This window comes from Streptomyces sichuanensis (assembly GCF_020328095.1).
GTDB classification, from domain to species: Bacteria; Actinomycetota; Actinomycetes; order Streptomycetales; family Streptomycetaceae; genus Streptomyces; species Streptomyces cinnamoneus.
In genome coordinates, this window is sequence record NZ_JAIXMK010000004.1 from 127,328 (window position 1) to 141,555 (window position 14,228).

16 protein-coding genes and 3 pseudogenes are annotated in these 14,228 nt (G+C 68.6%); 9 read left to right on the forward strand and 10 right to left on the reverse strand.

All coding sequences use genetic code 11. From position 1 onward, the window contains the following. Positions 1-134: 134 nt before the first annotated feature. The gene (locus tag LE181_RS02400) at positions 135-557 is read right to left on the reverse strand and encodes a hypothetical protein (protein WP_225659195.1); all 423 of its coding nucleotides are present in this window, start codon (positions 555-557) and stop codon (positions 135-137) included. Positions 558-657: 100 nt separating this feature from the next. Here LE181_RS02400 and LE181_RS32070 point away from each other — a divergent pair, with 100 nt between their 5' ends. The 4 genes from LE181_RS32070 (at position 658) to LE181_RS02410 (ending at position 2,566) form a co-directional block, all read left to right on the forward strand. Continuing rightward, positions 658-780 carry a hypothetical protein gene (locus tag LE181_RS32070; protein ID WP_263868322.1) on the forward strand — a complete coding sequence of 41 codons (123 nt, stop codon included), beginning with the start codon at positions 658-660 and terminating at the stop codon, positions 778-780. A 24-nt stretch (positions 781-804) separates the two neighbouring features. Beyond that, on the forward strand, positions 805-1,173 hold the full coding sequence (locus LE181_RS02405; RefSeq protein ID WP_225659196.1) for a hypothetical protein: 369 nt from the start codon (positions 805-807) through the stop codon (positions 1,171-1,173). A gap of 20 nt (positions 1,174-1,193) precedes the next feature. Beyond that, on the forward strand, positions 1,194-1,319 hold the full coding sequence (locus LE181_RS32075; protein WP_263868324.1) for a hypothetical protein: 126 nt from the start codon (positions 1,194-1,196) through the stop codon (positions 1,317-1,319). 677 nt (positions 1,320-1,996) lie between these two features. Continuing rightward, positions 1,997-2,566: a hypothetical protein gene (locus LE181_RS02410; RefSeq protein ID WP_225659197.1), complete on the forward strand. Its 570-nt coding sequence runs from the start codon at positions 1,997-1,999 to the stop codon at positions 2,564-2,566. A 78-nt stretch (positions 2,567-2,644) separates the two neighbouring features. Here the strand turns inward: LE181_RS02410 and LE181_RS02415 are convergent, their stop codons facing one another. From LE181_RS02415 to LE181_RS02435, 6 genes and pseudogenes are all read right to left on the reverse strand, one after another. Further along, positions 2,645-2,929 carry a hypothetical protein gene (locus LE181_RS02415; protein ID WP_372458220.1) on the reverse strand — a complete coding sequence of 95 codons (285 nt, stop codon included), beginning with the start codon at positions 2,927-2,929 and terminating at the stop codon, positions 2,645-2,647. Next, a pseudogene (locus LE181_RS32570) lies at positions 2,909-3,067 on the reverse strand (peptidase inhibitor family I36 protein); the annotation flags it as partial. The pseudogene LE181_RS32570 and the gene LE181_RS02415, both read right to left, overlap by 21 nt. Positions 3,068-3,193: 126 nt before the next feature. Continuing rightward, positions 3,194-4,099, reverse strand: a complete 906-nt coding sequence (locus LE181_RS02420; RefSeq protein ID WP_225659198.1) for a Fic family protein — start codon at positions 4,097-4,099, stop codon at positions 3,194-3,196. Positions 4,100-4,346: 247 nt separating this feature from the next. Beyond that, entirely contained in the window at positions 4,347-5,606 is a 1,260-nt protein-coding gene (locus LE181_RS32375; protein ID WP_225659199.1) for an SMI1/KNR4 family protein, read from the reverse strand. Positions 5,607-5,694: 88 nt separating this feature from the next. After that, on the reverse strand, positions 5,695-6,075 hold the full coding sequence (locus LE181_RS02430; RefSeq protein ID WP_225659200.1) for a hypothetical protein: 381 nt from the start codon (positions 6,073-6,075) through the stop codon (positions 5,695-5,697). A 49-nt stretch (positions 6,076-6,124) separates the two neighbouring features. Continuing rightward, on the reverse strand, positions 6,125-6,277 hold the full coding sequence (locus LE181_RS02435; RefSeq protein WP_225659201.1) for a macro domain-containing protein: 153 nt from the start codon (positions 6,275-6,277) through the stop codon (positions 6,125-6,127). A gap of 262 nt (positions 6,278-6,539) precedes the next feature. Between LE181_RS02435 and LE181_RS02440 the strand changes: the two are divergent. Further along, positions 6,540-7,327, forward strand: a pseudogene (locus LE181_RS02440) (Tn3 family transposase). Next, positions 7,320-7,592 carry a hypothetical protein gene (locus LE181_RS02445; protein WP_225659202.1) on the forward strand — a complete coding sequence of 91 codons (273 nt, stop codon included), beginning with the start codon at positions 7,320-7,322 and terminating at the stop codon, positions 7,590-7,592. The pseudogene LE181_RS02440 and the gene LE181_RS02445 overlap by 8 nt, the downstream one beginning before the upstream one ends. Positions 7,593-7,902: 310 nt before the next feature. On the opposite strand, the gene LE181_RS02450 is transcribed toward LE181_RS02445, so the two are convergent. Next, positions 7,903-8,292, reverse strand: coding sequence for a hypothetical protein (locus LE181_RS02450; protein WP_225659203.1), 390 nt, complete (start codon positions 8,290-8,292; stop codon positions 7,903-7,905). Positions 8,293-9,348: 1,056 nt separating this feature from the next. On the opposite strand from LE181_RS02450, the gene LE181_RS02455 reads away from it, so the two are divergent. Next, positions 9,349-9,861 carry a lactococcin 972 family bacteriocin gene (locus tag LE181_RS02455; protein ID WP_225659204.1) on the forward strand — a complete coding sequence of 171 codons (513 nt, stop codon included), beginning with the start codon at positions 9,349-9,351 and terminating at the stop codon, positions 9,859-9,861. Between the two features lie 841 nt (positions 9,862-10,702). Here LE181_RS02455 and LE181_RS02460 read toward each other — a convergent pair. Beyond that, positions 10,703-10,813: pseudogene (locus tag LE181_RS02460) on the reverse strand (IS5/IS1182 family transposase); the annotation flags it as partial. 275 nt (positions 10,814-11,088) lie between these two features. On the opposite strand from LE181_RS02460, the gene LE181_RS02465 reads away from it, so the two are divergent. Beyond that, entirely contained in the window at positions 11,089-11,607 is a 519-nt protein-coding gene (locus LE181_RS02465; RefSeq protein WP_225659205.1) for a hypothetical protein, read from the forward strand. A 634-nt stretch (positions 11,608-12,241) separates the two neighbouring features. Then, complete coding sequence (locus LE181_RS02470) at positions 12,242-12,460, forward strand: hypothetical protein (protein ID WP_225659206.1); 219 nt, start codon at positions 12,242-12,244, stop codon at positions 12,458-12,460. A 217-nt stretch (positions 12,461-12,677) separates the two neighbouring features. On the opposite strand, the gene LE181_RS02475 is transcribed toward LE181_RS02470, so the two are convergent. After that, positions 12,678-13,298: a DUF7691 family protein gene (locus LE181_RS02475; RefSeq protein ID WP_225659207.1), complete on the reverse strand. Its 621-nt coding sequence runs from the start codon at positions 13,296-13,298 to the stop codon at positions 12,678-12,680. Positions 13,299-14,228: the final 930 nt, after the last annotated feature.

Genomic DNA, 14,228 nt, shown 5'->3' on the forward strand with positions numbered 1-14,228 from the left:
GCCAACCTCCCGAAGCCCCACTTCGACCCGCTGAGGCCCAGCCGCCCCGCCAGCTGCCGGACGTCATCCGCCGATGCTCCGAGCGAGCGTCCGGCGAGCCGTCCTGGCACTGCCCGACCCGGCCGGTGGGGTTCTCACCGGCCGGTGTCGCGCCACACCTCGGCTTCTTCGTCCTCGGTCAGCTCGTAGTCCTCCGGGTATGCGGCATCTACGCGCTCCCGGGCGGCCTGAGCGGTGGCGCGGACCTCGCGGTTCAGCCTGGTGAGCAGGACGAGCGCCGGCTCCCGGGTGATCGGGGCGACGATGTCGCGGGTGCGGGCTGTGTCCCAGTCGGCGACCCGCAGCGCAGTGTCCACCAGCAGCTGGGCCTCGCCGACAGCAACACCCATGACGTCGTCGCCGACAGGGGCGGCCGCGATCAGGCGGTTGCGAATCACCCGCGCGTTCTCCCAGCCCCGCCAGACACCTTCCTGCTGGTCTGTAGTGCTGCCGCGGCTCGCCCTCTGGGTCAGCGGCGGGAAGGCCAGCACCAGCTCGGTCACAGCGCGCCAGTCCATGGCGCGCGCCGGTACCCGGGCCTCAGCAACGATGCGGGACCGCAGGCTTTCCACCCGCCATTTCCGCGAGATGCCTGAGCACCTCGATCAACTCCGGAGAATGGACGGCATCCACTTCGTTCCGCAACCGCTCCACCTGCTCCAGCACGCTTTGCCGCGTTCGGTCACGCCGCTGCTCGGCTTAGGCGAGCACGGCTTCGGCATTGGTGAAGTCATGGACTGACTGCTCGATGCCGCCCAGGATCTCGTGCACGGGGAACTCGCCCAGGTGCCCGCCAAGAAGCGCGTCGTGCCCGTGATCCTCTTCGACACCTTCGAGGACATCGGCGACCGCACCCATCGCGATTTCGAGCGCCTCCTCCAGCGGGTGGTGTGGCCGATGCCGAACGCCCTGTTCATCATCAGTGGGCGCGCCCGGCTGCAGTGGGCCGACGAGGCCCTGCAGGGCCAGCTCGACTTCACCGGCCCCCAGGCATGGCCCGGCCTGGCCGCCGCGACACCCCGCCCGCACCCACCCCGACGGTCGGAGGTCGGCAGATCCTGTCGGCGACTTCGCCCCCGAGGACTGCGACGACTACCCTCGCCCGCCGGCTCTCCCGCGACAGCCAGCCCCTGATCATCCCGGACATCCGGGCCGTGATCACCGCCCGCTCCCACGGCCTGCCCCTGCACCTGGACCTGGCCATCGCACGCTTCCTCGAACTCCGGCGCACCGGCCGCACCCCCACCGCCGACACTTCGACCGCGCCTTCCCTGCCCTGATCGCCCGCACCCTGTCCGACCTGACCGCCGACGAACGCCACGTCCTGCGCTCCGTCGCGCTCCTCGATGCCTTCGACCTGACCCTGGCCACCCGGGCCGCCGGCCTGCCCCACCAGGCGGTCGCCCAACGGCTGACCGAACGGCCCTTCGTCGACGAGAACCCGTACGGCCTGTGACCCTTCTCCCTCCACGGCGCCATCCGCTCCACCATCCGCACCGCAGCCGACCACACCGACGACCGCTGGACGGCCGACGACTGGCGCCAGGCCGCCGAGCGCGCCCTCGCCGCGCTCGGCGACCAGTGGACCGGCACGCTCGCCCCCAGCCACATCCTGCTGATCGGCTGCCTGCGCCAGGGCCTGCGCCTTGCCCGTGACCACCGCCTGAGCCTGGGCTGGCTCGCCGAGGCCGCCTGGGCCTACGTCGGCGACTCCGTGTGGGAGCCCCTCGCTCCGCCGGCTCCCGACAAGCCGACGCCAGCGGGATACACCCGGTTGCCGATGCCCTGGTCGAGCTGCTGTCCGCCCTCGCCCGCCGCCAGCACGAACACCGCACACGCACGGCCGACCGCCTCACCGCGGTCATCGACACCGGCCTGCTCCCCGCCGACCTGACCGAGATGGCGACCTACTGTCTCGCCAGGGCCCAGCGCGATCTCGGGCGCAGCGACGCGTCCCGTGCGGGGATGCAGCGCGTCGCCGCCGGCGGGCGGCCGTCTCGCCCCGGCCGCCCGCCGCGGCCTGGCCCACCTCGCCCGCCTCGCCGGGGACTTCCCCACCGCCCTGGAGACGGCCCGTACGCTCGGCTGGGAAGGCCGGCACCACCGCGCCCTCGGCGACATCTGGTGGACCCAAGGAGCCATGGACCGCGCCACCGCCGCCTACGAGACCGCCCGCGCCGAGGCCGAGCAGCACGGCATCGCCGGTGAGCGCGCCACCGCCCAGGCCCAGCTCGCCTTCGTCACCGCCTTCACCGACCCCCAACGCGCCGACGACGAGCTCGACCTCGCACTCGCCTTCCACCACGCCGTCCGCGATGCCAGCGCCGCCTTGGACACCGCGCTCTCCCGGCTCGAAGACGTCACGCAGGGCGGCGACTACTCCTACTACACCGCCATCGCCCACTTCATGGCCGCCCGCCCGCTCCCCGCCAGACCGGGCCCACCTGCACGGTGGCTGAACGGCGAGGAGGCCACCCGCGACCGCTGGCACACCCTAGTCACCGCCCGGCGCGGGGGGACGCGGTGATAGCCCTCGTCATCGTCATGGGGGTCGTCCTGGTGGCGATCGTGTTCGCGGCGTTCTACTCAGGCTGGTGAGGCAGTGTCACCACAGCTCCGAGAAGTTGACGGCCACATTCGCGTTGGACTGGTCGATGTCAGAGAATGCGCTGCCGTTGACCTGCGCCGTGTTGGACTGGTTCGAGGCGCCATTACCCACTGCCTGCTGCTGGGTCGTGGGGGAGGTCCCGTTGCTGTCGTCCCCGACGGCGTTGCTGTTGCCGTCAACGATGATGAGGGATGAAGTGCGGTCGTTGATCCCACTGCCGAGGCTCAGTGCGTCGCTTTTGAGTGCGAGGCTTTCCCCGTCGAAGTTGCGGCCGTCGAACAGCGTGACGGTCCACCCCTTCGGGACGCGCACGGAAGAGATGGTGTCGTTGAAGCTCTCATCGAGGACGTGGCGGCCAGGACCGAGTGCGGCGCTCTTGCCCTTGTGGTTGGCGTCGGAAAAGAAGACCACTTCGCTCATGCCAGCTCCCGATTACGTGGCGCATATGCACCCACGCATAGAGTAGTCGCAAAGTGGTGCAGGGGAGGGGCTGCCAAGTACTGTGCGAAAAGTAGCACTGGGAGCCGTCCGCGTGGTTGTGCCTGGTCAGGGGTGGGGCGCGTAAGGGTCCGCGTACGGCTCGGCGGCCTGCCGAATCTGGTCCTGCGCGCTCGCCATGCGAGGGCCTGGGGCGTAGTAGCGGGAGCGGGCCTGGCCCTGTGCTTCGAGCCAGCCGAGGCGGATGAGTTCGCGGATGTCGCGGATGGCCTGCTGCTCGGACAGGTCGGCGTCGGCCTGGTAGACCGTGCGGCGCACCTTCGAGCCCCAGATGGCCGGCAGCAGTGCGTAGACCACGCGCTCGTCGAGTCCGTCGCGCTCGGCGGCTTCGCCGAGGTGGATCCAGGCGCGGGAGAGTAGGTCGGTGCGGCGTTGGGCCTGCGGGGCCTGGCGGTGGTGGGCTTCGAGGCAGAAGCGGATCCACGGGTGGGTGTCGCGTTCGGGGGTCCAGGTGGGGCCGCCGACCTGTTGCAGGACGCGGTAGTAGGCGTAGGTGATCTGGGCACGGCCGAGCCATTCTTCGATGGAGGAGAACTCCGGCGGCAGCAGGCTCTCAGACTCCCGGGCGGAGATGAGAGTGGAGACGGCACGGGACATGAGCCCGTTGCCGTCCCTCCACGGGTGGATGTTCACCAGGTTCAGGTGCGCCGTGGAGGCCCGTACGTGGACCGGGGCGTCGAGGTCGCCGGTGTTGAGCCAGTCGATCAGCTCCCCCGTCAGGGCGGGCACGTCCTCAAAGTCCGGAGCGGTGTAGGCCGGGACCAGGGGGTCGCCGGGGCTGGTGACGAAGACCGGGCCGTCACGCCGGCGGCCCGGGCGCTTGTCGAGGTGGTGGCCCTGCATCATGAAGTGTTCGCGGCCGAACGAAAGCACGCGGAACGAGGGGCTGATCCGGCACGTCACGGCCCGAGTGCGCGAGGCGTGGGATCCGGCACCGGACATCATCTCGCGCATCGGCCACGGCATGCTGACCGAGACCGAGACCTACGGCGTAGCCAGGTCCTTCCCCACCCGACACACCTCGGGCCCGACTGCGCCACCGGCATCGGTGACGAGCTCGGGCAGGCGCTGCGTCACGCCGCCGCCACCCGGGCCGGCCGCCCCGATTGACGGGACTGCTTCGCCGTCCAGCATGATTCGACGTCGGTGGCGGCTTGCCTGTCGGCCCGCCCCCGCCGGGCGGGGACGCACCGTCATGCCTTCATCCCTCAGCCGCTTCGAGCTCGGGCACCGTACAGCGCAGATTGGCCAGGACCCATTTGTCCACCTCTGTGCGGAGCATGCGCTTCAGCACGGGCAGAAGACTTACGGCTTCCAGTGCGCGGACCGACTGGACGGCGTACCTCCGCACCTCTGCGTCCTGATCGGTGAGGGCGGCCCGCAGCAGCTCTCCACGGCCCGGATCCCCGAGATGCTTGAGGCGATAGGCCGCGTCTCTTCTCACCCTCGCGTCATCGCTGCCGAGCGAGGTCCTCAGATCGCCGATGCGCAACGCACCCGACCTGACCACGATGCGGTACGCGGCCCATCGGACCTCGGAATCGAGGTCGTTCAGCAAAGGACGGACAAGGCCGACCAGATCGGGGGGCGAGAGCTGATCCAGGGCGCAGAGTGCCGCGCCCCGCACATCCGGGTCGGTGTCCAGCAGGGCGTCCGCGCCCAGCGGCAGGACGACCTCGAGGCCGAGAGCTCCGGCCGTCTGCCAGATCCGGCTTCTGACGGCGGGCGAGGGATCGCTGCGCAGTGAGGTGAGCAGTGCGGGCGTGCCCTCGGGATCGAAGCGGGGCAGGGACATCAACGACCAGGCCGCGCGTGCCCGGCGGGCGGCGGGCTGGTCGGACCCGAGGAGGGAAAGGAGGTCCTCCTGGTTGCCGGGAATGTTCTCACCGAAACATGTGAGCGTGTAGCCGGCCGCCATCTCGTCCAGCCAGCGCTCGTACCACGACAGGAAGTCGGCATCCTCGGTCACGTAAGGCGGCACGTGTCCATCGGTATTGACGTAGGCGAGGCGGCCACGGGCGGGACCACTGATGATCAGGAAGGTGTAGTCCGCACCCCCGCGGCTCACCACGGTGATGACGCCCCGGTCGAGGTCTTCGTCGTTGTCGCAATACTCGCTCCACCAGTTCCGGCCGTATTCACGGTCAGGGCCCATCGAGGAGGGCCGCTGAAGGATGTCTGGTTCCACCTCGAGGATGCCGAGGTCCCATTCGGACAGGGGCAGGAGCCCCTGGGACGGGCCCGGCCCGCCGTCGCCGATCTCGGTGATGAACCGGCGGTAAGGACCGGGCAGGGACACCTGGTGCCTCTCCTCGAACGCCTCGACCTCGGCGAGTGCCAGCGGGGGGCGTGGAGCGAAGCTCGGGGGCCACGCGGTGTCCTCGACCGTCGGACTTCCCCGGTCCGGCCGCCGGGGACCCTTCGCGAGCTTGGCCGCTATGCGGGCCAGCCGTGCGTCCACGGCGTGCTCCCCGACGACCCGCTGCTCCCCCTGTGTCCTGTCCAGTCCCATGCCGGGAGGCTATCCGCCCCGGCCGGGCCGGCCCGTGTCAGATCGTGAACCGGCCGAGACCCAGCATCAGGACCAGCAGCAACGTCAGCACCCCCAGCCCGATGCCGCTCACCCGGGCGCCGCCTCGGGGGTGGAAGATGCCGACCACCGTTGCCAGCGTGGCGAGCGGCACCGCGTTCGTCGCGACGGCCATCAGTTCGTCGCCGAAGCGCAGCGGGCCCCGGATGCCGTCCTGGCACGAGTCGCAGGCGATGGCGAACAGCGGCCCCAATATCCCTACGAAGGCGCCGGCGACCAGCACGACCACCGCGAGGACGGCCAGCCCGGTCCAGTCGGCGGCCGTACGCCGGCGCCGATGGCCGGGGCGGTGGCCCGGTGCGGGTGCGACGGAAGCGGCAGCGGTGCTGGTGTTCTCCATACGAACGACACTACGAATCCGGTCTGCCGCCCCATATCCGTCTCCGTACTCAGATCGCCGGGAGCGCAGACCTGAGTACCGGAACGTCGTGGACGGTGGTGGTGATCCCGGGCGCGGCGAGGTGAGTGGTGAGGAGCGGTTCGACGTGGTCCCATGTGCCGCCGGCCAGGCCGCACCCGATCCCGGGCAGATGAACGTTCACGCTGCTGATGGCGAACAGACTGATCAGTCCGCGCGGCGGGCCCCGGAACGGGAGCGGTTGGCGATGCTGCCGCAGCTGGCTAGAAACGCGGCGTGACCTGGCTCAACGCCATCAACAACCAGGTCGCGGGAATCGCCACGATGGTCCCCACGCGACAGCTTCTACACCCTGGACACCTTGCTGAACCTCGACGCGGGGTGAAGCCGGAGACGGTGGCCACCGACAGCGCCTCGCACTCCGCCATGGCGTTCGGCCTGTCACAATGCCCGGCTTCCGCTTCGCCCCGCCCTTCCGCGACCTCTCGGATCAGCGGTTCTGGCGGCCCGACCTGCCCGATACGAGGAGCCGACCGACGGATACGGGCCGCTGGAGGACGTGGCCTGCCAACAAGGTCAACTTGAAGAAGATCGCCATGCCCTGGCCTGACATGCTCCGCGTGGCCGGGTCGTTCATCCACCACCAGGTGAGGGCCTATGACCTGCTGCGAATGTTCGGCTGCGCAGGGCACCCGACCCCCTGGGGGCTGCTTTCGCCGAATACGGGCGCATCGACAAGACGATGCACCTGCTCGAACCGGTCGAACCAGTCGAACCGGTCGAACCGGTCGATGAACACTATCGGCACCTGATGAACCGGCAGCTCACCGTGCATGAGTCCCGCCACCGGCTCGACCGCGCGCTCTGCCACAGCGGCCGAAACCAGATCCGCCAGGCATACGAGGGCCAAGAGGACCAGCTCGCCGCTCTCGGCCTGGGTGCTCAATGCCGTGGTGCTGTGGGAACGCCCGCTACCTGGACGCCGCCGGGCCGGTTCCGCGCCGAGGGCTACGAGATCAAGGAGGAGGACGTCGCCCGCCTCTCCCCGCTCAAGGACCGCCACATCAATTTCCTGGGCCGCTACCTGTTCCACATCGCCGCCCGCGGCCCCGGCCAGGGCCTGCTCCCCATCCGGGACCCCGATGCCGCCGAAGACAGCGAGGACCTGGCAGCAGAACATCAGGGCCCACATCAGGGCAAGGAGGCTCCCGACCCACAACAGCACGGTGAGTAACACGTCGCGGTCGAGTCCGGCGGCAGGCGAGCCCCCCGACGGTGGCGACGAACACCAGGGCGGTCAGCGCGGTGCCGAGGGCGATGCCCAGGTGGATGGCAGTGTTGAACAGACCGGAGGCGGCTCCGGCGTTCTCGTGCGGGACACGGGCCAGCGGCAGGTCGGCGAGCGGGCCGCTGACCATGCCGTGGCCGAAGCCGATCTTCATGAAGAAGAGCCCGCACAGCAGGCCGTGCATCGGCTGCGCGGCCATGCCACCGGATAACTGCCTGCCCCGGAACAGGAACAGGGGCACGAGCACCCCGAAGCCTGGAATCCGCGGGCCACCGTCGCCTTCTGGCACGACTCCGTTCAGTAGTCCGTCTGCCAGCTGCGGATCGCAGACGCGACCCTGACAGCCGAGGAGGTCCCGTGTGCGGTCACCGGAGGCGTACTTCTTCCAGGTTCCCCCGCTTGAGCGGCAACGGCCTTGAGGTGGACGGCGCTACTCGGATCCCAAATCCCCCTGAACCGTCACAGCAGCGATCACGGCCTGCCGTCTGCCGCCTCGGGGCACCGCATCGCACCTGCCACGCTTACTTCGTCGACCGGAGTGCCTGCACCGCGTCCGTCAGTTCCATGAGGCGCTCATGACCGGCTGGGGGCACCTGGAAGCCCGCTGCACGGGCCCGGCCGACGAACTCGTCCGGCAGAGTCAGGTGATAAGTGGTCACGTAGAACGAGAGATCTCCTCGCCACACCCACTCACCGTCGGTGAACAGGGAACCGCCACCGACAATGCTTTCGCCCGATCCCAGCACATCGTCCACCACACCCATGGACGCGAAGAGCACGTGCCCGCCGCGAAGGTAGGCCGCGATCTCCTGCTCGTCGGGGCGGGGCGCATCCCCCACGGCATCACGGATGCTGCCCACGGAGCCATGGCTTGCAGGCCAGGCTTCTGTGGGGAAACCGAGGACCTTCATGTGGGGCAGTTCCTTTCGCTGGGTTCGGTCGAGGTGGCCTGGCCGGTGCGTGTCCCGCAGTGCCCTTCCGACGAGTCCGCGGCGGCGCAGCCTCGGACAGAGCGGACAGCCCGCGAAGAACCGCCGGAGCACCGGCGAGGAGTCTGCCGGCTCTTCCAGGATGGTGAGGTGGCAGCATGACCCACCACCAGCCTTCCTCCCCGGTCCGGCGAAGAGCAACGAGGAAGGCCGCTCGTCCGCCAGAGGCTGGGCAGATCCCGGCGGACAGGTGGGTGAGCCGGGCCGACGGCTGAACTCGGCTTCAACAGCCCGCCGGCGGAGCCGCGCCGACCTGGCGGCCGAGCCTCTCGGTTCAGCCGTCCATCTACGCCCGGGCGAGACATCGTTCCTCCGGGGGGACCCGGCCTCTCCGCGTGTCTTGTCCATGGTGTGATGCGCTGGCCGCGAAGGCGCGCCACAACTACCTCTTGCCGACTGCGGGCCCGGCCAGCATCTCTCGTCGAGCGGGGTGCCGGTGACCACCAAGCGCAGCGGGGCGGCGAGACGGGCGAGGGGCGTCGATGGTGGCGATGTCCTTGTACGGCCACCAGCCTCCGACCAGGCGTGCCGTCACTGCGTCGGCGGGAATGCCGAAGACGATGCCGGGGCGCCGTCCCGCTCGGCCTCGGTGAGGCGGTTCCGGTCGTCGACCGCGAAGGCCCATGGCACTCCCAGGTGGATGCCGGCCCGGCTGAGCGGACGGGGTCCACAGAGAGCCTGGACAATCCCTCGTCTTTTCAGCCCAGAAGGCCCTTTCGCGTCCCGGCCAAGATCCGGACACCGCCGCAACTGAAACGGACGCAGGTCGGATATCGGCCACCGATCAGAACTGAAGGCGATGGATGACTGAGGCGCCGGGTTGAGCGATCTTATGCGAACTAATCGCCTTAAAGCGGGCGATGGCGGATGAAGAAGTATCCAGACGATGGCATACGGATCGGCTGGGTTTGAGCCAGCAGCTTCAATTCCCTTTACAAGCAGGCACGAGCCAACAGAGAATCTCTCCCGTTCTCAGGCATGGAACTCAAGGGAGGGGATTACGTGAACTTCACCGGTAGATCCATCCTTTTCGCCGTCGCGGGCGCAGCCATTGCGGCTGTAGGCATTGCGGCGCCGGCCACCGCGGACGCGCCCGCAACTGCCGGCGCCGCCACCTCCGGAGCCACCTTTACTGTCCACCACCGCGGGGACGGTGCCCAGCCGCCCGCAGGGCTGGGCAATCCCTCTGAATGGGGTGTGGCGACGTTCCGAACGGACGCTTCGGCGAACTCCGCCAGACCGTCGGAGGCATGCGTCAAGCCGTCCAGCGGCGGCACCTGGTGTTACGGCTGGTACACGACAGAAGTCAGCCCCGGCGTATTCAACAAGTACTGCTACTCGAATTACTGGCACAAGACGAGGGGGCACGCGTCCACAGTGAAGATCGCAGGCAACACGCGACGTGATCACGCCGCGGCCGACGAGACGTCCAACGCCCACCTCACTGCCGGCCTTGCCTACACCTGCTCTACCTACTACAGCGTCGATTAGGTTCTGATCTCTCCGATTCAAGGGATAACTCCCCGGTGGGTTCGGTAGATTGGTGCGCCACTCAGAGTGTGATCGGCCGCCCGCGCATCCTCGGAGTGGCGCCACCTCCCGCTCGGACTTACCCGTTGAACCGGGGAAGGGAAACCATGCGCCTTACGCATGCTCGCATTGTTCCGGTCACTGTATCTCTCGGGGTGGGTTTACTGCTTGGCCTAGTGGGCCCCGCCGCCGGGAAATGGGATAACCCCGTTTGCGTTGCCTTGAGTATCGTTTTTTCCAGCGGTTGGCCCTGGGCCTGCTATGCGTTCCTGGTAGGGTATTTTCGTCGATCGAAAATCGAGTCGGCGTTGCTGTCCTCTACGGGGTTGGCTATCGGCGTGGTCATGTACTACCTGTTCAAGGATGCGAACCCCACCATTCCGGCCGGAATGGAACCCGCCACTTCCATTCCGGCCGGAATGGAATCCGGCGCCTCCATTGAGGGGCAAGTTCGTGTGTGGGGATTAGCGGCTTTCGTGTTTGGTGCGCCAGTGGGACTCCTGGGGAATATAGCGCGGACGCCCGGAGTCGGGGGCCTTCCGTTCCGTCTGCTGGTTCCATTGATCGCCTTCTTCGAAGCCACGCAGCGATTGAGTACAGAGACGGTCTCGCAGGGTACAGTTTTCGTGATCACCTGGAACGTGACTCGCGTAGCAGCATGCGTCGTCGCCGTGGCTCTCATGGGACACACCATGTGGAGCTGGCGCGTTCGACGTAGCCGGGCCGACGGGCGAACGGACGTTGCAGCACCCGCACGGCGCCTCTGACCCCTCGCACTGACGTTATCCACAAGCCCGAAACGCCCGCGCCGCTGCTTGAGCTTGTTGATGCACCGCTCGACGGCATTCCATTGCTTGTATGCCTTGCCGTCGAAGGCCGGCGGGCGGCCGCCGAAGCGGCCGAGCCGCTTGCGGTTCGCGGCCGGATCCAAGCGGCCGCCCGCGGCCGTGAGAGCAACCGCCCCGGGGGCATGATCCGGTTCCGGCCCGTGCCCGGGGCCTGCGCCTTTCCTGTCCGGGCCTGTCCGGGACAGTCCCGGACAGGGCGCCGGGTGCGGTTCCTCTTGTCCGGGGGCCCCGGAGACCTCAGCATCTCGGCTGCACGGCAACGTTCGTTCGCATGCCCGTTCGCTAAGCACCTGGGGGTCTCATGAGAATCACCCGCACTACGGCAGCGGTGGTGTCCTTCGTGTCCGTCGCTGCCGCGGCGGGCCTGTCGGCGGTGCCCGCGGCGGCCGCGCACGCCGGACCGCAGGGGGCGCAGCGCGTCAGCGTGGACGAGTACGTGAGGTCGGGGGGTGACCCTTCGGCCTTGCGGACGGGGGCGAAGGCGCCTACGTGCTGGAGCAAGCAGTTCACCGACTCGCTCTCCATCTGGTTCCCGGTCAAGGGCGACGTGAAGTTCGCCGTCTACGGCTACACCGGCAAGTGGTGTCTCAGCGGCAGTTCGCTGTGGCGCATGGCCATCATGAACGCGTACACCCAGAACACCGGCGCCGGCACGGTGATCTACGACTCCAAGTCCCACCGCACGATCGGCCGGACAGTGTGGAACAACAAGTACGCCATCGGGGTCGAGCAGTTCGGCATGGCCGGGACGGTGTCGGTCCTGAGCTTCACCAAGTCTTTCTCGTTCGACCGGTGCATCCGTTCCTGGGGCGACCGCAGCGGCCGGAGCTGGCAGAGCGGGTCCTGCAACGTCACATGAGACCTATCTGCCGGTAGCCACCCGAGGGCCGGACCCAAGCCGTGGCCGCCGCGCACGAGGACGCTCATACCTACGACGCGCCGACAGGACCGTGAGCACGTTCGGAGAAAAGGACAGGACGGACGGGGAATCGCACCAGCGCAGGAGATCTTTACCTTCTGGGCGAGGAAGCCGTCCGTCCTGTCGCGCACCGTGGTGCCCATGCAAGCGCCGGTCCGCTTCCGGGCCGATTCCTGGGCGAACGGCGCCCAAAAGCCAGGGCAAGTGCACCGCTTGTCGTGCTGGGGCCCGGTCGCTGGGTTCCGCTGCTGGTTTGCAGATACGACCGGAGCATGTTCTCGGACATGCCCGCGTGCCGACCGGCAGTGCGCGGCGATCAGCAGGTACGCCATGTTCGAGCCGCTCTCTCGTGTCACCTCCAAGAACGAGCCGGCTCCGCGGTCCACTCTTCACCAGCCGCACCGGTCGCGCCCTCGGCGGTGACGCCGACACACGCCGCCAACAACGATCCTCTTCCGAAACGCCATCCTCCGCAGCGTCGCCGCCCTCCACCCCGCACTAAAAGAGGTCGTCCCTGCCCTGTCCACCGACGCAACCGCCCGCTCCCCCACCCTTCGCGGCTCGGCCGGGAGGCATGTCGGATGCCGTTCGTCCTGAGCCGGAGGCCGAGCGGGCGCCGGCGTACAGGCAGATGGGCCGACGCCCGGCCATCATCGGTCTCGTCCTCCTCGTGCACGTCTTCATGGTGGCGATCCCGGTGGTGGCGGGTATGGAGACAGCCTCGACCTTCTGCGACAACCGCGACCGGTGCACCGAAGCGTTGGCAGAAGCGTCAGATGGTGCCGGCCGGTGACGGCGACCTTGGCCGCAACGGGCATCATCGCCGCCCTGCTGCCCAGCCGTTTGGCCGCACCACGTTCGCGATGACCCGTCTCCAGTACGCGCTGTTGGCCGCCCCGTTCATCCTGCTCCTCAACGCATGTCCCGGGTTGTCACGCAGTCCGCTCCAGGGCGCAAGGACGTGTGGGAATGCAGCGGTCGTCATCCGGCCCGTGTGCGGGGGCTGCGTCTCAGGAGCGGAATCCGATGATGCCGAAGCCGGGCCGGGCCTTCGCGTGCTGCATCCAGCCCAGGCACTGCATGACGGCCTCGACGACTTCGGGCTCCAGCGGCGGGGCCTGCCCCGACTCGTCGACTGCCCGCTTGGTGGCCTCGAACTGTTCCAGCGCCTGGGTGATGGCCTCGTGCGTCCACTGGCCGCAGCTCGGCGTGTAGGTGTACGGCAGGGGGTCGGGCAGTCCGCCGTGGCTGAGCGCCGCCACGGACACGGCGGTGATGCCCAGGGCGGTCAGGCCCTGGTCGACCACCGACAGCCAGTCGCCCCGGTGCGGTGTGAAGCAGGAGTTGTCCAGGAACGAGCCGGTCAGTGAGCACAGCCGGTCGTAGGCGTAGCCGTACTGGAAGGCGTGGTCCTGGTCGTCGCTGAAGGGGCCGCCGTAGACGACGGCGCGCAGTGCCTCGTATGCCGTAGGGGCGCCTTCCTTGATGGCGTGGCTGAAGTAGTCGTCGTCGCGGGCCAGGCTGTCCCCGAAATTGGTGCGGATCACCTCAAGCAGCTGATCGTCGCGGGATCCGACCAAGGCGCGCGTAGCGGTCACGTCGAGCAGGTAGATGCTCAGGGAAGAACTCATGAGACGGAAATCTAGAGGGAGCCACTGACAACGCTGCAGCCAGCAGCTGACCGAGGCGCAGCCCGGGTCTGAGTATCCCGGCCCGTCCACCATGAGCACCGGTACGCATGCTCCCGGCTTCTTCAGGGTGATGAGGTGGCTGCATGATCCATCACCAGCCTTCCTTCCCGGTCCGCCCGGGAGGTATCGATGAACGCTGCCTGTCCATCGAAGACCGGGCAGGCGCCGGCGGGCGTATCGGCGAGCCGACGCCTGGCCATCGTCCAGCCTCTCCTGCTGATCGAGGCAAAAGCCGGTACCGTAGTGGCGTGGTATCAGCGGCGTCCGCCAGGCCGGGCAGCCGAGGCCGGGCCATCCAGGCACGGCCGACGGGCGTTGCGAAGCCCACCAACCGCGGGCACGGTTGGCGGGCTCCTTGGAAGGAACTACGGCATGCAGTCCCTCACCAGTACCTATGGTGAGGGGCTACAGCCGGGTCATTTCGCCTCCAGCCACCACCGGAGTGCCGCAATGGCGGTGGCGCCCAGCATGGGCGCTGACCAGCGGTAGATCCGGTAGAGCCGGGCCCGTAGGCGAGACCGGTCCTTCTTCATTCGATGGCGCACGTGCTGCGCCTTTCTCCCGGGGTGGGCATCGCCCACCGGTCACCCTCTCGACGGAGGGCTGACCATGGGCGCGGCCACCCGGTGCTCCCGGGGGCCGCGCCCCAACCAGCCCCCCGGAAGGGCAGGCTGACCGTGGCGGGCGCCCCGGAAAGACCGGCACGTCACTGCGTCATCGCCGCGAGCATAGCCGTGACCACGCCCAGGCGATAACGGAACGTGGCAACTCGGCTACTCGTTGTACTGGACATGGCGACCTGGTCGGCAGTTCGCTTGCCTCCCCTGTGCCCGGCCCGGTCTCGCGGTGCTGCCCGGCGGTGGGCACGGA